Consider the following 17,347-nt stretch of genomic DNA (forward strand, 5'->3'; position numbering starts at 1 on the left):
CCTCAGTGCAGGTTGGGTTGCGCGCCAGCGCCGCGTTCGTCGATCAGATGGCCGCGCGCGAAGCGGTCCAGGCGGAAGGCGGTGGCGGTGTCATGGGGGGTGTCGGTGGCCAGCAGATGCGCAAAGACATGGCCCGAGGCGGGCGTGGCCTTGAACCCGCCGTAGCACCAGCCGCCGTTGAAATAGAGGCCCTCGACCGGCGTCCGGTCGATGATCGGCGAGCCGTCCATCGACATATCCATCAGCCCGCCCCAGCTTCGCAGCAGCCGGGCACGGCCGATCATCGGCATCAGGGCCATACCGCCCTCGGCCACATCCTCGATCACCGGCAGGTTGCCGCGCTGCGCGTAGCTGTTGTAGCCGTCGATATCGCCGCCGAAGACCAGCCCGCCCTTGTCCGACTGGCTGATGTAGAAATGTCCGGCGCCGAAGGTGATCACCCCGGGGATCACCGGCTTCAGCCCCTCGGTGACGAAGGCCTGCAACACATGGCTTTCGATCGGCAGGCGCAGCCCGGCCATGGCCATGACCCGGCCCGAAGACCCTGCAACCGCCACGCCGACCTTGCCCGCACCGATGTAGCCGCGCGAGGTTTCGACACCCCGCACCTGACCACCTTCGATGCGGAATCCGGTGACCTCGCAGTTCTGGATGATGTCGACGCCCATCTGGTCGGCGGCCCGGGCATAGCCCCAGGCGACGCCATCGTGCCGCGCCGTGCCGGCGCGGGTCTGCATCAGCCCGCCCTTGATGGGAAAACGCGCGTTGTCGTAGTTCAGGAAGGGCACCATCTGGCGCAGCTCGTCGCGGTCCAGCAGGCGGGCCCCCGCGCCGGTCAGCATCATGGAATTGCCCCGCCGCCGGAAACTGTCGCGCTGCGCGTCGCTGTGGATCAGGTTGATGATGCCGCGCTGGCTGACCATCGAGTTGAAGTTCAGGTCCTGCTCCTGCCGTTCCCAATGCTGCATCGACAGCTCGTAAAACGGCTGGTTGCCGGGCAGCAGGTAGTTCGACCGGATGATCGTGGTGTTGCGCCCGATGTTACCACCGCCCAGCCAACCCTTCTCCAGCACCGCCACGCGATGCCGGCCATAGAGTTTCGCCAGGAAATAGGCCGTCGCCAGCCCGTGACCGCCGCCGCCGACGATGACGATGTCGTACTGCGCCCGCGGCGCCGGATCGCGCCATAGCGGCCCCCAGCCCTTGTGGCCGGTCAGCGCTTCCTTGATGACGCGGAACCCGGAGAATCCCATCTGCTGCTCCTTGCTGCTGCGCCCTTGATCTAGCCGCGTGAGCATCGCAGTGTGCTGCGGAAAACGGTCAATTTATTTCGGAAAAGGGTCATCCATGCCCCCCAAGCGCATCGGCTTCGTCCTGGTCGACGGCTACGCGATGATGAGCACCGCCGCCGCGATGGAACCGCTGCGGGCGGCGAACCTGTTCTCGGACGGGCTCCTGTACGACATCGTGCCCCTGTCGCGGCAGGGCGGGCCTGTGGCCTCGTCACTGCCCTTCACCATCGAAACCACGGCGCTTGCGCGGGCGCGCGGGCCTTTCGATCTGGTCTTCGTGGTGGCGGGGGGCCATCCGCTGGCGCTGAACGATCCGACCCTTCTGGCTTGGTTGCGCCGGCTGGATGCGGCGGGGGTGCCCTTGGGCGGGATCTCCGGCGGGGCGGCGATCCTGGCCCAGGCGGGGCTGATGGCGGCGCGGCGTTTCACCGTGCACTGGCACCACCTGGAGGCGTTGCGCGCCCTGTCGCCCGATTTCCTGCTGGAACGGCGCCTCTTCGTCATCGACCGGGATCGCTACAGCTGCGCGGGGGGCACCGCCCCGCTGGACATGATGCAGGCGATCCTGGCGCGCGACCACGGCACCGCCTTTGCCCGCCGCATCGCCGACTGGTTCATCCAGACCCAGATCCGCCCGGCGGACGCACCGCAGCAGGCCGGGATCGGCGCCCGCTACGGCGCCCTGCCGCGGCCCGTGCTGGAGGCGCTGGAACTGATGGAGACCCACCAGGCCGACCCGCTGGACCTGGGCCAGATCGCCGCCCTGGTCGGCCTGTCGCCCCGGCAGCTGCAACGCCAGTTCGACGCCGCCCTTGGCCGGTCGGTGATCCGCGCCTACCGCGAAATGCGCCTGGCCACGGCGCGGGACCTGCTGCGCAGCTCGCGCCTGCCGATGGGTGAAGTCGCTGCGATCACGGGGTTTTCCACGCCTGCCCTCTTCTCCGACAGCTATCGCGCCCATTATGGCGAGGCGCCGCGCGACACCCGCCGGGCCGCGCAACAGGCATCCTGACGTCCCGGCGGAAGTGTGGCGCATTTTAGGGGTCTGCCCGGTTGTTAGCCCGCTGTTAAGGCCGCGCCCTTAGCCCTGAGGCACGACAAAAGGTCGATGCAGCAGAAAGGCGTATTCATGACAATTTCCTCGTCCCTCAATGCGGGCGTCGCGGGTCTGCAGACGAATGCCACCCGTCTCGCGGCCATTGCCGACAATATCGCCAACTCTTCCACCTTCGGGTACAAGCGGGTCCAGACGGACTTCAGCTCGCTGGTGCTGGGCGATTCCGGCGGCGGCTATACCGCGGGTGGCGTGCGCGCCTCGACGATGCGGCTGATCGACCAGCGACGGTCCATCGTGCCCACCGACAATCCCACCGACCTGGCGGTGCGCGAACGCGGCATGCTGCCTGTGGCTCTGTCGACCGAGATTGCCGCCACCGGCACCTTCGAGGAAATGCTGCTGACCTCAACAGGGTCCTTCCGCATGGATGCCGACGGCTTCCTGAAGACGGAGACAGGGCTGGTCCTGCTGGGCTGGCCCGCAAATGGGGACGGCAGCTTCCCCAATGTCCCGCGCGAAACCTCCAGCGCCCTGGTGCCGGTGCAGATCGACCCGTCGACCTATGCCGGCAACCCGACCACGGCGATCGACATGGGGGTGAACCTGCCCGCGACCGAAACCGAGGATACCGCCAGCGGTGACCCGCTGGAGGTGACGATCGAATACTACGACAACCTGGGCAAGCCCGAGACGCTGACGGTGGTCTTCACCCCCGATGTGACCGGGCCCGGCGCCAGCAACATGTGGTCGATGGAGATCACCGACAGCGCCACTGCGGCGGTGGTCGGCGAATATGACCTGACCTTCAACGACAGCCGGACCGCCGGCGGCACCCTGGCCGATGCCACGCTGACCGGCGTCGGCACCGCCTATGACACCGGCACCGGGACCGTGGTCATCAACGTCGCCAGCGGCCCGATCGAGATCGACCTCGGGCTTTACGGCGAGGGCGGCGGCCTCAGCCAGCTGGGCGATGATTTCGCACCCACGGGCATCAACAAGGACGGCTCCGCCGTGTCCAACATGACCGGGGTGGAGGTGGATGCGAACGGCTACGTGCGCGCCTTCTTCGAAAGCGGTGAGGCGCTGGTGCTCTACCAGGTGCCGCTGGCAGATGTGACCAACGTCAACGGGATGAAGTCGCTGGACTACCAGACCTACAAGCCGACGCCCGACAGCGGCGGCTTCTACCTCTGGGACGCCGGTGACGGTCCGACCGGCGACATCGTCGCCTACGCCCGCGAGGAATCGGGCACCGATGTCGCCGGTGAACTGACCGACATGATCCGCACCCAACGCGCCTATTCCTCCAACGCTAAGGTCTTCCAGACCGTCGACGAGATGCTGCAGGAAACCACCAACATCAAGCGATAACAGCAGCTTGACCCCGGGTCGTCGCCCAGGCGGCGGCTCGTGAACAGGAAGGCCCACTAAACAGGAAGGTCTGATCCATGTCCCTCTCCGGCGCCCTGTCCAACGCCCTGTCCGGCCTGACCGCGACCGCGCGCAATTCCTCCGTCACCGCCTCGAACATCTCGAATGCGATGACCGAGGGCTACGCCCGCCGCACGCTGGAAACCTCCGCCCGCTCCACCGGGTCCTACGGCGGCGTGCAGGTGGACGGCGTGGTGCGCCACGTCGATCACGGTCTGGTGGCTGACCGGCGGGAGGCGAATTCCGCCCTGCAGCAAAGCGACACGATCAGCCAGTTCTACACCCGCGTCGAGGATCTGCTGGGCACGCCAGAGGATGGGGCCTCCCTCTCCGGCCGGCTGACCAACTTCGAAAGCGCGCTCATCGCCTCGGCCTCGCGCCCGGACCTGTCGGAACGGCTGACAACCACGCTCTACGCCGCCCAGGACGTCGTGGATGTCTTCCGCCGCATCAGCGACGGCATCCAGGACATCCGGATGGAGGCGGATGCGGAAATCGACAGTTCCGTCACCCGAATGAATACCCTGCTCGATCAGGTGGCCGATCTGAACACCGGCATCAACAAGGCCCGGATGACCGGCGGCGATCCGAATTCCCTGATCGACCATCGCCAGGCGGTCATCGACGAGCTGTCGGAGTACATCCCCGTCATCGAGGTCGCGCGCGCCAATGACACCGTGGCGCTTTATTCCGCCGGCGGGGCGATCCTGCTCGACGGCTCCTCAGCGGTGGAGTTCGGCTTCACCCGCACCAACATGATCACCGCCAACATGACCCAGGACGCTGGCCTGCTGTCGGGGCTGACGATCAACGGTGTCGCCATCGACACCGAGGACGACCGCAGCCCGATCCTCGGCGGTCGTCTTGCCGCCCTGTTCCGCGCCCGCGACAGCCTGGCGGAAGAGGCCCAGGCCCGGATCGATTCCACCGCTCGCGACCTGGTCGAACGCTTCCAGGACCCGGCACTGGATCCGACGCTTCTGCCTGGCGATGCCGGTCTCTTCACCGATGGCGGCGGGGCCTTCCTGCCCGCCGACGAAGTGGGGCTTGCCGGCCGGCTGCAGATCAACGCCGCCGTCGATCCGACCCAGGGGGGCGAAACCTGGCGGCTGCGCGACGGGATCAATGCGGGCGCCCAGGGACCGGTCTCCGACGCGGCCCTGCTGCAGGACATGCTCTCGGCCCTGGCGGTGAAACGCACCCCCGCCTCCGGCCCCTTCGCCACCTCGGGCCTTTCCGCGCCGGACCTGGCCTCCTCGCTGATCTCCATGGCCGGAACGGAACGGCACCTCGCCGAACAGAGCCTCAGTTTCGCCACCACCCGCGAGGCGGAGCTGAAGGCGCGACTGCTCTCCGACGGCGTCGACACCGATGAGGAAATGCAGCGCCTGTTGCTGATCGAACAGACCTACGGCGCCAATGCCCGCCTGGTGCAAACCATCGAGGACCTCCTCGACCGACTGATGAGTATCTGAGCCATGCCAAGCCCCATCACCATAGGCGACCTCGCGCAGAGCTTCATGCTGCGCCAGCAGAACACCGACCTGAAGAGCCGGATGAACCAGCTCAGCCAGGAACTGGCCTCGGGGCGCACCGCCGATGTCGCCCGCCATCTTTCCGGCAGCTATTCCTACCTGGCCGACGTCGAACGCAACCTCACCCTGATCGAGGGATACGATTCCGCCGCCAGCGAGGCGATCCTCTTCACCGGCACGATGCAGGAGGTGCTGGACCGCTACCAGACCCTGGCCACGGACCTCGGCTCCGCCGCCCTGACCGCGGCCGGCTCCTTCCTGGACGAGGCGGTGATCGGTGCCTCGACCCGCGCGACGGAAGACATGGAAAGCATGGTCAACGCGCTGAACACCACCGTGGCCGGGCGCGCGATCTTCTCCGGCATCGACAGCGACACCTCACCGCTGATCTCCTCCGAACAGATCCTGGACGAGCTGCGCACGGCATTGGCCGGTCAGACCGACCTGGCAGGGGTCCAGGGCGTGCTGGACACCTGGTTCGGCCCCGGCGGCGATTTCGAGACGGTGGCCTACCAGGGCAGCACCACCTCGCTGCGCCCCTTCCTGCTGGGAGAGGGCGAAACCGTCGACCTGGACCTGCGCGCCGACGATCCAGGCCTGCGCGAGCTGATGAAACACACCGCCATGGCCGCGCTGGCCTCGGATCCGGCCCTTGGCTTCGACAGCGCCCTGCAGGTCGAGATGATGAAGGCCGCGGGGGAGGGCCTCTCCTTCCAGCAGGAAGGCATCGTGCAGTTGCGCGCCGATCTCGGCTATGCCCAGACCCGCGCGGAGGAGGCCTCGGCCCGGGTGGTGTCGGAACGCGCCGGTTACCTGATCGCCCAGTCCGAACTGCTGGCGGTCGACCCCTATGAAACGGCGACACAGCTGGAGGACGTTCAGTTCCAGCTGGAAGCGCTCTATGCGTTGACGGTGAAGCTCTCGCGCCTGTCGCTGACGGATTACCTGCGATGATCCGCCTCGGCGCCGCCCTGACCCTGTGCCTCGCCCTGCTGGCCGCCCCCCTCGCCGCCGGGCCGATCCGCATCAAGGACCTGGTCGAATTCGACGGGGTGCGGGGCAACGACCTTGTCGGCTACGGGCTGGTCGTCGGGCTGAACGGCACCGGTGACGGGATCCGCAACGCCCCCTTCACCGAAGAAATCATGTCGAACATCCTCGAACGGCTGGGGGTGAACATCACCGGCGAACAGTTTCGGCCAAAGAACGTGGCCGCCGTCTTCGCCACCGCGGAACTGCCCCCTTTCTCCCGCGCCGGGTCACAGATCGACGTGACCGTCTCGGCCATCGGCGATGCCTCCTCCCTGCTGGGCGGGACATTGATCATGACGCCCCTGAACGCGGCCGACGGGCAGATCTACGCGGTGGCCCAGGGCACGATCATCGCCGGCGGCGCCGCCGCCGAGGGCGAGGCGGCGCAGGTGGTCCAAGGCGTGCCCACCGCCGGGGTCATCCCGGCCGGCGCCCGGGTGGAGCGGGAGGTCGATTTCGAGCTCTCGGCCCTGTCCTCCCTGCGCCTGGCCCTGCGCGAGCCTGACTTCACCACGGCCGCCCGGATCGAGACGGCGATCAACAGCGCCTTCGGCACCGGCGCGGCGCGCATGCTGGATTCGGGCACGGTGCGCCTCGATATTCTGGCCACCGGGCTCCCCTCTCCCGCCCATGCCCTGGGCCAGGTGGAAAACATCCTGGTGGAACCCGAGCGCAAGGCCCGCGTGGTCGTCGACCAGCGATCCGGGACGATCGTCATGGGCGATGACGTCCGCATCAGCCGCGTCGCCGTCAGCCAGGGCAACCTGACCCTGCGGATCGAGGAGGACCCGGTGGTGGTTCAACCCAACCCCTTCGCCGAAGGGGAAACCGTGGTCGTGCCACGCACCAATGCCGACATCATCGAGGAGCCGGGCATCGGCCTGGCGGAGATCGACGAGGGCACCTCCCTGTCGGAAGTGGTTGCGGGTCTGAACGCGCTCGGCGTGGCGCCACGGGACATGATCGACATCCTCAAAAGCATCAAGGCCGCCGGGGCCCTGCATGCGGAGTTCATTGTGCGATAGCCAGGCCGCACTGAGGCAGAGCGGTGAAGGAGGCCCGGGACGCTTGCGACCGACTTGAGGTCGACGTCGCGCGACCGCCCAGCAGAGCGCACTGCGGCGACAAGACGATCCGGGGTGGTCCATGCGCCCTCCCCCATCCTCTGACGTCATGGCCATGCCCTGCGAAACGCAAGGCACGCAGGGCTTAGGGCTTAGGGCTTAGGGCTTAGGGAACCTGGCACGGGTGACATCGAGATCACCCCCGGCAGCAGCCCAATTCCCGGTGACCCCCGATCATCTGGATAGCCGAAGGGTGGCATGGGGGGACTACCTCCATGGTCCTTTCGTCGTCTCCCGCCGGGGCGGCAACGAAATAGGGGCCGGACCATCGGTCCGACCCCAGGGCCCACCGCCAGGGGCCAATGAATGTGCCGGGGATCCGCAGATGCCCCGGTCACCCGGACCTCAGAAGGTCTGGTCGTAGTCACCCACGCCCGGCTCGGTGCGGATCACCGCATCGACCTCTTCGAAGATCGCGCGCAACTCCTCCGCGCTGTCGGAGCTTTCGCAGACCACCACCAGGTTCGGCGTGTTCGAAGAGGCGCGCACCAGCCCCCAGGAGCCGTTTTCGAGGATCACGCGAGCGCCGTTCACCGTCACCACTTCCTTGATCGCCTTGCCGGCGAAGCTGTCGCCGGCCTCGGCCTTGGCCACCAGCTTCTGCACGATCCGGTCGAGGATGTCGTATTTCTCCTCATCCGCCGCATAGGGCGACATGGTGGGCGTGGAATAGGTCACCGGCAGGGCCTTGCGCAGGTCCGACATCTTCATGTCCGGGTTGCGATCCATCAGCTTGCAAATCTCGACCGCCACGCGCATGCCGTCGTCGTAGCCGCGCCCGATGGGTTCAGCCAGGAAGTAGTGGCCCGACTTCTCGAAGCCCGCCAGCGCGCCCAGCTCGTGCACCCGGCGCTTCATGTGGCTGTGGCCGGTCTTCCAGTAATCCGCCTTGGCGTCGCCCGCGACCAGCTCGGGATCGCTGGCAAAGAGGCCGGTGGACTTCACGTCCGCCACGAAGGTCGAACCGGGGTAGAGCTTCACCAGATCGCGGGCCATGATGACGCCCACCTTGTCGGCAAAGATCTCCTCGCCCTCGTCGTCCACCACGCCGCAGCGGTCGCCGTCTCCGTCGAAGCCGAGGGCGAAATCGGCGCCGGAGGCCTTCACGCTGTCGGCCATGTCATGCAGCATTTCCATGGCTTCGGGGTTCGGGTTGTAGTTGGGGAAGGTATAGTCGAGCGTGTTGTGACTCTCGACCACCTCGACGCCCATGCGGCGGAACAGCTCGGGCGCATAGGCGCAGGCGGTGCCGTTGCCGGTGGCGCAGACCACCTTCAGCTTGCGGGACATTTTGAAATCGCCCAGCAGATCGTCCATGTAGGCGTCCCAGACGCCGTCGACGAATTCCACCTTGCCGCCCTCGCGGGCCTCACCCTTGCCTTCCAGCACGATGTCCTTCAGCTCGGCCATCTCGTCGGGGCCGTGGGTCAGGGGCATGTCGAAGCCCATCTTCACCCCGGTCCAGCCGTTCGGGTTGTGCGAGGCGGTGACCATGGCCACGGCGCAGCCGCCCAGGTGGAAGCTGCTGAAATAGGCCATGGGCGTGATGCAGGGGCCGATGTCCTTCACCGTGATCCCGGCCTGCACGAGGCCCAGGATCAGGGCGTTCTTGATGGTCAGCGAATAGTCGCGGTAGTCGTTGCCGACGGCGATCACCGGCGGCAGGCCGCGCTTCATCATCTGCGTGCCCAGGCCCAGGCCGAGGGCCGTCATGCCGGGCAGGTTGATCTCTTCGGGGTATTTCCAGCGGGCGTCGTATTCCCGGAAGCCGGTCGGCTTGATCATCGGATCGCGCAGGAATTCCCAGGTATTGGGGGTGACGGTGGAAAGGGGTTTGGTCATGCCAAGTCATCCGTTTGAAAAGAGACGAAAGAGGTCGCCTCAAAGTGGTAGCGAGGGCCGGCGGGGGGATCAACGCAGATCCCGGGCGACCGGTGGTTTGTTACCGAAACGAAAAACTAGCGGCGGATGACCGCCGGGAAAGGGGGCGCAGCGGCGGAATTTCAGGCCCCGCGCGATTGGACACCCCCCGCCCCGGCGCCTATAGCTGCAAAACAAGCGAAATGCGGCGGGCCCGGCCCGTGCGCGAGGCGCGCCGGGGACAGGCGCGGGACTGAACGGAAGTGGGGCAGCAGATGGCAGGCAGGCTCTTCGGCACCGACGGGGTGCGCGGACAGGCGAACAAGTGGCCGATGACGGCCGATGTGGCGCTGCAACTGGCGGCGGCGGCGGGGCGGTATTTCCGTACCGACAAGCAGGACCACCGGGTGGTGATCGGCAAGGACACGCGGCTGTCGGGCTACATGCTGGAAAACGCGCTGACCGCGGGCTTCACCTCGACCGGCATGAACGTCTTCCTGCTGGGCCCGGTGCCGACGCCCGCCATCGGCTACCTGACCCGCAGCCTGCGCGCCGACGTGGGCGTGATGATCTCCGCCAGCCACAACCCGGCCGAGGACAACGGGATCAAGTTCTTCGGCCCTGACGGGTTCAAGCTGTCGGATGAGGCGGAGGATGCGATCGAGCGGCTGATGGCCGAGGGCGTGCCCCCCGCACAACCGCAAAACATCGGTCGCGCCAAGCGCTACGAGGACGCGCGCGGGCGCTATGTGGAATATGCCAAGGCTACCCTGCCGCGCCGCACGCGCCTGGACGGGCTGCGCGTGGTGCTGGATTGTGCCAATGGCGCGGCCTACCGCACCGCCCCCGCCGTCCTGTGGGAGCTGGGCGCCGAGGTCATCCCCATGGGCGTCGAACCCAACGGGTTCAACATCAACGAGGATTGCGGCTCCACCCATCCCGAGCAGGCCGCGCGCCGCGTGCGCGAAACCCGTGCCGATCTGGGGGTCTGCCTGGATGGTGACGCCGACCGGGTGATCCTGATCGACGAGACCGGCCGCGTGGCCGATGGCGACCAGATCATGGGCCTGATCGCCGCCCGCTGGAAAGAGGCCGGCATCCTGGCGGGCGACAGCCTAGTGGCCACGGTGATGTCGAACCTCGGGCTGGAACGCTATCTGGAAGGCCGCGGTATCGGTCTGGAACGCACCGCCGTCGGTGACCGCTACGTGGTCGAGCGGATGCAGCAGGGCGGCTTCAACCTCGGCGGCGAACAGTCTGGCCATATCGTGATGACCGACCATTCGACCACCGGCGACGGGCTGCTGGCCGCGCTGCAATTCCTGTCGGCCATGGTCGAGACGGGCCGGTCCGCCAGTGACCTGTCCAACGTGTTCCAGCCGGTGCCGCAGAAGCTCATCAACGTGCGCTATGCCGATGGCAAGGCGCCGCTGGACACCGACCCGGTGCAGGAGGCCATTGCCCAGGGCGAGAAGGCCCTGGGCAAGGGCGGGCGCCTGCTGATCCGCAAGTCGGGCACCGAACCCCTGATCCGCGTCATGGGGGAGGCCGAGGACATGCAGCTACTGGACCGCGTTCTGAACAGCATCGTGGACGAGGTCCGCGCGGCGAGCTGACCGCTCAGGCCGGGACCTGCGCGCGGGCGGCCCAGAGGCGCCGCGCCTCGCCACTCGGGTCGGGCACCCCCAGCGTATCCAGCGCCAGTTCGGCGGTGCCCAGCACGATCTCGGTGGCGAAATCATCCGCCCAGTCGCCGGACCACAGCCGCGCCAGCAGCGTCGGATCGGTCCAGCCCCGGTTCAGCTTGCCCGTCTCCGCCATCCGCGCGGGCGCCAGCCGGTCCAGCGGCGCGCCCTCGCGCAGGCCGAAGAGGGCAATCTCCTTGCCCGGGTTGCGTTCAAACTCGCCGCCGCCGCCCTTGATGACGGTCAGGTTGTCCTGCCCCAGCAGACGGCCCGCGTCGGCCTGCAGCTCCCGGTAGGGCGGATGGAAGACCCCCTGGACGGAGGCCGGCGCGCGCGCCGGATTCAGCACCCGCAGCACCGTGTTCACGCAGCTGCGCACGCCAAGCTTGTCCCGCAATTGCATCAGCGCCAGCAGGCCGGGCTGAAACTGCTCCAGCGGCAGGTAGGCGATGCCGTGGTCGGCCAGCAGGGCGCCTGCGTCCGTCACCGAAGCCGCGACGGGAATGCCGGCATGGAGCAGCGCGCTGCGGACCGACGCCGCCTCGGCCATGTGGTGTTCGGAATTCCAGCCGTGCAGCAGCACCGGATGCCCCGCCTGGGCCACGAGCCGGGCGGCCAGCAGGAAAAACGGCAACCCCCGGGTGCGCCCGGCGGCATAGCTGGGCCAGTCCAGCGCAGGGCGGGGGATCTGTGGCAGGGCCTCGCGGGCCGCCTCGGCGAAACCCGCGATCTCGTCGGCGGTTTCCCCCTTCATCCGCAGCAGCATCAGGATGGCCCCAACGGCCTCCGGGTCGGCCCCCTCGGCCAACATCAGGCGCATGACCTCCGCCGCTTCCTCCTGCGTGTAGGAGCGTGATCGGCCCGGGCCACGGGCGAGGATGCGGGTATAGGGGGCCAGGCTCATCGCGCGCTCACTCCGCCGCTTCGGCGCGGGCGGGGGGCGCCACACGGGCCAGCAGATCGGCCAGTTCCGGCCGGCAGGAGCCGCAGTTGGTGCCCGCGCCCAGGGCCGCGCCGATCGCCTCGACCGACATCAGCCCGTCGCTTTCGATCGCCGTGAGGATGGTGTTCACCCCGATGCCGAAGCACGAGCACAGCACTGGCCCCGGGTCGGGGCGGTCGGCGCCCGCGCGGCCCGACAGCGCGGTCGGCGCCTCGGTGCCCGGCAGGCCGGCCAGGTAGTCGCGCATCACCGCCACCGGCTCGGGCGCGGCGAAGAAGGCCGCCTGCAACCGCCCGTCGCGGATCACGGCGGCGCGGTAGCTGCCACGCGCGGGGTCGGTGACCACCTGCATCTCGTCCTCGGCACAGTCGAACATGCCGCAAAGGTAACGCCCCCAGTCCTCGGGGCAATGATGATCCGCGATCTCGGCCCGCCAGCCCTGGCCGGTCTTCGCCTGCGCCCAGTAGGCGGCATCGGGGGTGAAACGGTCAGACGCCACGGCGAAGGCGTAAAAGCCCCCCTGCCAGCGCGCCACCTGGGCCACGGCCGCCTTGCTTTCGGGCTGGCCCGAGACCGGGTCGACCACGGCGGCCACCAGCGTGTCGATCCGCGCGGAGGGGGCGGTTTCGCCGGTCCAGTGCATGGGGGCGAAGACCTCACCCGGCTGCACGCGGTCGGTCAGCAGGGCGCGCAGGATCGCGCGGCCCGTGGGGCTGGTGACCTCGACCAGATCGGCAGGCGCGATGCCGCGGGCGGCAGCGTCCTCGGGGTGGATCTCCAGAAACGGTTCGGGCAGATGCGCCGACAGCCGGGCGGAGCGCGCGGTGCGGGTCATCGTGTGCCACTGGTCGCGGATGCGCCCGGTGTTCAGGCGGAAGGGGAAGGTCTCGCTGACCTCCACCGCCGGGCCGCGCTGGTGCAGCGGCAGCATCCGGCCCTTGCCCGAGGGGGTGAAGAACCGCCCGTCACCGAAAAAGCGCCCGCCCTGGCGGCCATCGGTGACCGGCCAGCGGATCGGTTCCAGCGCGTCATAGGCGGCGTCGGTCAGCCCCGCCAGGCCCGAGATGTCGAAGTCGAGGCCAAAGCCCCCCGCGATTCCCGACAGCGCCGCATATTCGCGGAAGATCTCGGCGGGGCCGTCGAAATCGAAGGCGCGGGACCAGCCAAGGCGGCGGCCCAGCTCGCAGATCTGCCACCAGTCGGGGCGCGCCTCGCCCGGGGCGGGCAGCAGAGCGCGCTGGCGGCTGATGGTGCGGTCGGAGTTGGTGACGGTGCCGGATTTCTCGGCCCAGCCGGTGGCGGGCAGCAGCAGGTCGGCCAGCCGCGCGGTATCCGTGGCGCCGGTGATGTCCGAGACGGCGACGAAATCGCAGGCGCCGATGGCGTCGCGCACCGCGTCGGCATCGGGCATCGACACCGCCGGGTTGGTGTGCAGGATCCACAGCGCCTTGATCCGCCCCTCGCCCACGGCGCGGAACAGATCGACGGCCTTCAGCCCGGCACGGTCGGCAATGGTGGGCGCGTCCCAGAAGCTGCGGACGGCGTTGCGGTGATCGGCGTTTTCCAGATCCATGTGGCAGGCCAGCATATTGGCCAGCCCGCCCACCTCGCGCCCACCCATGGCATTGGGCTGTCCGGTGACGGAAAAGGGCCCCATGCCCGGCCGCCCGATGCGCCCCGTCGCCAGGTGGCAATTGAGGATCGCGTTCACCTTGTCACTGCCGCTGCTGGATTGGTTCACGCCCTGGGAATAGACGGTGACGACCTTCTCGGTCCGCACCCAGAGGTCGTAGAAGGCGCGCAGATCGGCGGCGTCCAGCCCGGTGGCGGTGAGATCCGTGGTCGAGGCGGCGCAGACGGCGGCGTCATAGCCTTCGATCCGGGAGAGATAGGCGGCATCCGCCGCGCCCTGCTCGTGGATCTGCGCCAGCAGTCCGTTGAACAGCGCCACGTCGCCGCCGGGTTTCACCGCCAAGTGCAGATCGGCGATGTCGCAGGTGGCGGTGCGGCGCGGGTCTATGACCACCACGCGCATCTGGGGCCGGGCCTTTTTCGCCGCGATCAGCCGCTGGTACAGAACCGGATGGCACCAGGCCAGGTTCGACCCGGTCAGCACCACCAGATCGGCCTGTTCCAGATCCTCATAGGTGCCGGGCACGGTGTCGGTACCGAAGGCGCGCTTGTGCCCGGCCACCGAGCTGGCCATGCAAAGCCTTGAGTTCGTGTCGATATTCGCCGATCCGATGAAGCCCTTCATCAGCTTGTTGGCGATGTAGTAATCTTCGGTCAGCAGCTGCCCCGAGACGTAAAGGGCGACACTGTCGGGCCCATGATCGCGGATGGCGGCGCGGAATTTCTCGGCCAGCGTCGCCATCGCCGCGTCCCAACCGACAGGGGCGCCCTGCAGCATCGGCTGCAACAGGCGGTCTTCCATCCCCACGGTCTCGCCCAGTTGCGTCCCCTTGGAACACAGCCGGCCGAAATTCGCCGGATGCGCCGGGTCGCCCTTCACCGACAGCCCGCCCTGCCCGTCGGGCGACAGCAACACGCCGCAGCCCACGCCGCAGTAGGCGCAGGTGGAGCGGGTGACCGGAGCGCCCATCAGGCCGCGCTCCGCTTGCCGACGGCGACCGCGTCCAGCAGCAGCCGCCCCTCTTCCAGGCGGATGGGATAGGTGGCGATCTGCCCCTCATCCGCGCCCTGGGCCGCGCCGGTTTCCAGCGAGAACACCCAGTTGTGCAGCGGGCAGGTGACATGGCGCCCATGCACGATGCCCTCGGACAGGGGCCCGCCCTTGTGCGGGCAGCTATTGGCGGCGGCGAACACCTCCGCCTCGGCGGTGCGGAAGACGGCGATGCAGCCCACGGGGGTTTTCACCAGGCGCGCGCCGCGCAGGGGCACGTCGTCGATATGTCCGATGTCGATCCAGCTCATTCCGCGGCCTCCAGGGTGATGTCCGCCAGGGGCTGGTACAGATCGGCGCGGTGTTCGGCGTGATCGGCCCAGGGATCCTTGCGATAGACGGATTGCGAGATTTCGAAACGTTCGTTCAGGGCGGCGCGTTCGGCCGGCTCGGCCAGCACTTCTTTCACCCAGTCCAGGCCCACCTTGGCGACCCATTTGTAGGGCCGATCCAGATAGCGCGCCTGTTCGCGGTAAAGCTGCACAAAGGCGGTGGTCCACTCGATCGCCTCGGCCTCGGTCGGCACGTCGACCAGGCGTTCGGTCTCCTTCACCTCCATCCCCGCGGCGCCCGCCACCGACACCTGATAGCCGCTGTCGACGCAGATGATGCCCACGTCCTTGCAGGTCGCCTCGGCGCAGTTCCGGGGGCAGCCCGACACGCCCAGCTTGACCTTGTGCGGGGTCCACGACCCCCACAGCTTCTTCTCCAGCTTGATGCCAAGGCCCGTGCTGTCTTGGGTGCCAAAGCGGCAATGGTCGGTGCCGACGCAGGTCTTCACCGTGCGCAGCCCCTTGGAATAGGCGTGGCCAGAGACCATGCCGGCCTGGTTCAGATCGTACCAGATCGCGGGCAGATCCTCCTTCCGCACACCCAGAAGGTCGATACGTTGGCCGCCGGTCACCTTTACCGTGGGCACCTTGTACTTGTCGGCGGCATCCGCAATGGCGCGCAACTCATCCGGGGTGGTGATCCCGCCCCACATGCGCGGCATCACCGAATAGGTCCCGTCCTTCTGGATGTTGGCGTGGTTCCGTTCGTTGACGAAACGCGACTGAAGATCATCGTGGTAGTCCAGCGGCCAGTCGGCCAGCAGGTAATAGTTCACCGCCGGGCGGCAGACGTGGCAACCGTTCGGCGTGGACCAGCCCAACTCCTGCCAGACCGCCGGTTGGCTTTTCAGCTCCTGCGACTTGATAAGCCGCCGCACGTCCTCGTGGGACAGATCGGTGCAACCGCAGATGCCCTGCGCCCCGGGCAGGACGAAATCATCGCCCAGGGTCACCGCCATCACCTGTTCCACCAGCCCGGTGCAGGTGCCGCAGGAGTTGGAGGCCTTGGTGATCGCCTTCACATCGCCCAGCGTATGGGCGCCGTCCTGCACCGCCTTGACGATGGTGCCCTTGCAAATGCCGTTGCAGCCGCAAATCTCGGCGTCATCCGCCAAGGCTGCAACGGCTGCCAAAGGGTCCGCGGCGGCCCCCCCCTGGAAGGCCGGGCCGAAGATCAGGGTGTCGCGCATCTCCTCAATGCATTCACCCTCCTTCATCAGGCCGAAGAACCAGTTACCATCGGCCGTGTCGCCGTACATCACCGCGCCGATCAGTCGGTTGTCCTGCAGGACCAGCCGCTTGTAGACGCCGCGCGCCGGGTCGCGGAAGACGATGTCCTCGCGGTCCTCTCCTTCCGCGAAATCGCCCGCACTGAACAGGTCGCACCCAGTCACCTTCAGCTTGGTCGAGACGTTGCGCGGCACGAAGGCCGCCTCTTCGCCCGACAGCGTCGCCGCCGCCACCTTGGCCTGATCATAGAGCGGCGCGACAAGGCCGAAGAGGGCGCCACCATGTTCCACGCATTCGCCCAGCGCCAGGATGTCGGCGTCGGAGGTGATCATCTGGTCGTCCACATGCACGCCCCGGCCCACCGCCAGCCCGGCCTGCTGCGCCAGCGCCACGTTGGGACGGATGCCCACGGCCATGACCAGCAAATCGCAGGGCAGAACGGTGCCATTGTCCAGCGCCAGCCCGGTGACATGGCCGTTTTCGCCCAGGATCTCCTTGGAGTTGGTCGCGCAGAGCACCTTGATGCCGCGCCCCACCAGTTCCTTGCGCAGCAGATAGCCCGCGGCTTCGTCCAGCTGGCGTTCCATCAGGTGGCCCATCAGATGCACCACGGTCACGTCCACGCCCCGCGCATGAAGCCCGGCGGCGGCCTCCAGCCCCAGCAGGCCGCCACCGATCACCACCGCACGGGCGCCCTTTTGCTCTCCGAGCGCAATCATGCGGTTGGTGTCTTCCAGATCGCGGTAGGCGATCACCCCTTCCAGGTCGTGACCCGGCAGCGGGATGATGAAGGGGTTCGACCCGGTGGCGATGACCAGCTTGTCATAGGCCAGCACCTCGCCGGTTTCCGACGTCACGGTCTTCGCGGCGCGGTCGATGCCCGCCACCTTTTCGCCGAAGCGGCAGGTGACACCGTGGCCCTCGTACCAGGCCGCATCATGGGTCACGATCTCTTCATAGGTCTTTTCGCCGGACAGCACCGGCGACAGCATCAGCCGGTTGTAGTTGCCGCGCGGTTCGGCGTTGAACAGGGTCACGTCCCAGTCGGTGTGCCGCTCGAAGAGATGTTCCAGCATCCGGCCCGAGGCCATGCCGGCACCGATCACAATCAGTTTCTGTGCCATGTCGTTCCTCCGTCAG

At 67.8% G+C, this 17,347-nt stretch carries 12 protein-coding genes; 6 read left to right on the forward strand and 6 right to left on the reverse strand.

Translation table 11 applies throughout. The annotated features are described in order from the left end of the window. Positions 1-2 precede the first annotated feature (2 nt). Positions 3-1,253 carry a sarcosine oxidase subunit beta family protein gene (locus LC066_RS09585; protein ID WP_224898284.1) on the reverse strand — a complete coding sequence of 417 codons (1,251 nt, stop codon included), beginning with the start codon at positions 1,251-1,253 and terminating at the stop codon, positions 3-5. A 94-nt stretch (positions 1,254-1,347) separates the two neighbouring features. On the opposite strand from LC066_RS09585, the gene LC066_RS09590 reads away from it, so the two are divergent. The 5 genes from LC066_RS09590 (at position 1,348) to LC066_RS09610 (ending at position 7,375) form a co-directional block, all read left to right on the forward strand. Further along, complete coding sequence (locus LC066_RS09590; RefSeq protein WP_224898286.1) at positions 1,348-2,304, forward strand: GlxA family transcriptional regulator; 957 nt, start codon at positions 1,348-1,350, stop codon at positions 2,302-2,304. A gap of 117 nt (positions 2,305-2,421) precedes the next feature. Continuing rightward, positions 2,422-3,723, forward strand: coding sequence for a flagellar hook protein FlgE (locus tag LC066_RS09595; RefSeq protein WP_224898288.1), 1,302 nt, complete (start codon positions 2,422-2,424; stop codon positions 3,721-3,723). A gap of 77 nt (positions 3,724-3,800) precedes the next feature. Continuing rightward, complete coding sequence (gene flgK / locus LC066_RS09600; protein WP_224898290.1) at positions 3,801-5,258, forward strand: flagellar hook-associated protein FlgK; 1,458 nt, start codon at positions 3,801-3,803, stop codon at positions 5,256-5,258. Positions 5,259-5,261: 3 nt separating this feature from the next. Beyond that, a complete protein-coding gene (locus tag LC066_RS09605; RefSeq protein WP_224898292.1) occupies positions 5,262-6,272 on the forward strand; it encodes a flagellin in 1,011 nt (336 codons plus the stop codon). Continuing rightward, positions 6,269-7,375 (forward strand): flagellar basal body P-ring protein FlgI, encoded by a 1,107-nt coding sequence (locus LC066_RS09610; protein ID WP_224898294.1) that lies wholly within the window; start codon positions 6,269-6,271, stop codon positions 7,373-7,375. The genes LC066_RS09605 and LC066_RS09610 overlap by 4 nt, the downstream gene beginning before the upstream one ends. A 444-nt stretch (positions 7,376-7,819) precedes the next feature. On the opposite strand, the gene LC066_RS09615 is transcribed toward LC066_RS09610, so the two are convergent. After that, positions 7,820-9,316, reverse strand: a complete 1,497-nt coding sequence (locus tag LC066_RS09615; RefSeq protein WP_222475597.1) for a phosphomannomutase/phosphoglucomutase — start codon at positions 9,314-9,316, stop codon at positions 7,820-7,822. 293 nt (positions 9,317-9,609) lie between these two features. On the opposite strand from LC066_RS09615, the gene glmM reads away from it, so the two are divergent. Continuing rightward, positions 9,610-10,950, forward strand: a complete 1,341-nt coding sequence (gene glmM, locus LC066_RS09620; protein ID WP_224898296.1) for a phosphoglucosamine mutase — start codon at positions 9,610-9,612, stop codon at positions 10,948-10,950. Positions 10,951-10,954: 4 nt separating this feature from the next. Here the strand turns inward: glmM and LC066_RS09625 are convergent, their stop codons facing one another. Genes LC066_RS09625 through nirB form a run of 4 tightly spaced genes read right to left on the reverse strand, consistent with a single transcriptional unit; the run spans position 10,955 to position 17,331 of the window. Beyond that, positions 10,955-11,923, reverse strand: coding sequence for a glycosyl transferase family protein (locus LC066_RS09625; protein ID WP_224898298.1), 969 nt, complete (start codon positions 11,921-11,923; stop codon positions 10,955-10,957). A gap of 7 nt (positions 11,924-11,930) precedes the next feature. Next, positions 11,931-14,564, reverse strand: a complete 2,634-nt coding sequence (locus tag LC066_RS09630; protein WP_224898300.1) for a nitrate reductase — start codon at positions 14,562-14,564, stop codon at positions 11,931-11,933. Further along, positions 14,564-14,896: a nitrite reductase small subunit NirD gene (nirD, locus tag LC066_RS09635; RefSeq protein WP_222475614.1), complete on the reverse strand. Its 333-nt coding sequence runs from the start codon at positions 14,894-14,896 to the stop codon at positions 14,564-14,566. The genes LC066_RS09630 and nirD overlap by 1 nt, the downstream gene beginning before the upstream one ends. Further along, positions 14,893-17,331 (reverse strand): nitrite reductase large subunit NirB, encoded by a 2,439-nt coding sequence (nirB, locus tag LC066_RS09640; RefSeq protein WP_224898302.1) that lies wholly within the window; start codon positions 17,329-17,331, stop codon positions 14,893-14,895. Before nirB ends, nirD begins: the two co-directional genes overlap by 4 nt. Between the last annotated feature and the right edge of the window lie 16 nt (positions 17,332-17,347).

This window comes from Pseudooceanicola marinus (assembly GCF_020177265.1).
In the GTDB taxonomy this organism is placed as follows: Bacteria; Pseudomonadota; Alphaproteobacteria; order Rhodobacterales; family Rhodobacteraceae; genus Pseudooceanicola; species Pseudooceanicola marinus_A.

Excerpts from the sequence above, each read along its gene's own strand:
- LC066_RS09585 (WP_224898284.1), bottom strand. The coding sequence starts at position 1,253 with ATGGGATTCTCCGGGTTCCGCGTCATCAAGGAAGCGCTGACCGGCCAC.
- LC066_RS09590 (WP_224898286.1), top strand. The coding sequence starts at position 1,348 with ATGCCCCCCAAGCGCATCGGCTTCGTCCTGGTCGACGGCTACGCGATG.
- LC066_RS09595 (WP_224898288.1), top strand. The coding sequence starts at position 2,422 with ATGACAATTTCCTCGTCCCTCAATGCGGGCGTCGCGGGTCTGCAGACG.
- flgK (WP_224898290.1), top strand. The coding sequence starts at position 3,801 with ATGTCCCTCTCCGGCGCCCTGTCCAACGCCCTGTCCGGCCTGACCGCG.
- LC066_RS09605 (WP_224898292.1), top strand. The coding sequence starts at position 5,262 with ATGCCAAGCCCCATCACCATAGGCGACCTCGCGCAGAGCTTCATGCTG.
- LC066_RS09610 (WP_224898294.1), top strand. The coding sequence starts at position 6,269 with ATGATCCGCCTCGGCGCCGCCCTGACCCTGTGCCTCGCCCTGCTGGCC.
- LC066_RS09615 (WP_222475597.1), bottom strand. The coding sequence starts at position 9,316 with ATGACCAAACCCCTTTCCACCGTCACCCCCAATACCTGGGAATTCCTG.
- glmM (WP_224898296.1), top strand. The coding sequence starts at position 9,610 with ATGGCAGGCAGGCTCTTCGGCACCGACGGGGTGCGCGGACAGGCGAAC.
- LC066_RS09625 (WP_224898298.1), bottom strand. The coding sequence starts at position 11,923 with ATGAGCCTGGCCCCCTATACCCGCATCCTCGCCCGTGGCCCGGGCCGA.
- LC066_RS09630 (WP_224898300.1), bottom strand. The coding sequence starts at position 14,564 with ATGGGCGCTCCGGTCACCCGCTCCACCTGCGCCTACTGCGGCGTGGGC.
- nirD (WP_222475614.1), bottom strand. The coding sequence starts at position 14,896 with ATGAGCTGGATCGACATCGGACATATCGACGACGTGCCCCTGCGCGGC.
- nirB (WP_224898302.1), bottom strand. The coding sequence starts at position 17,331 with ATGGCACAGAAACTGATTGTGATCGGTGCCGGCATGGCCTCGGGCCGG.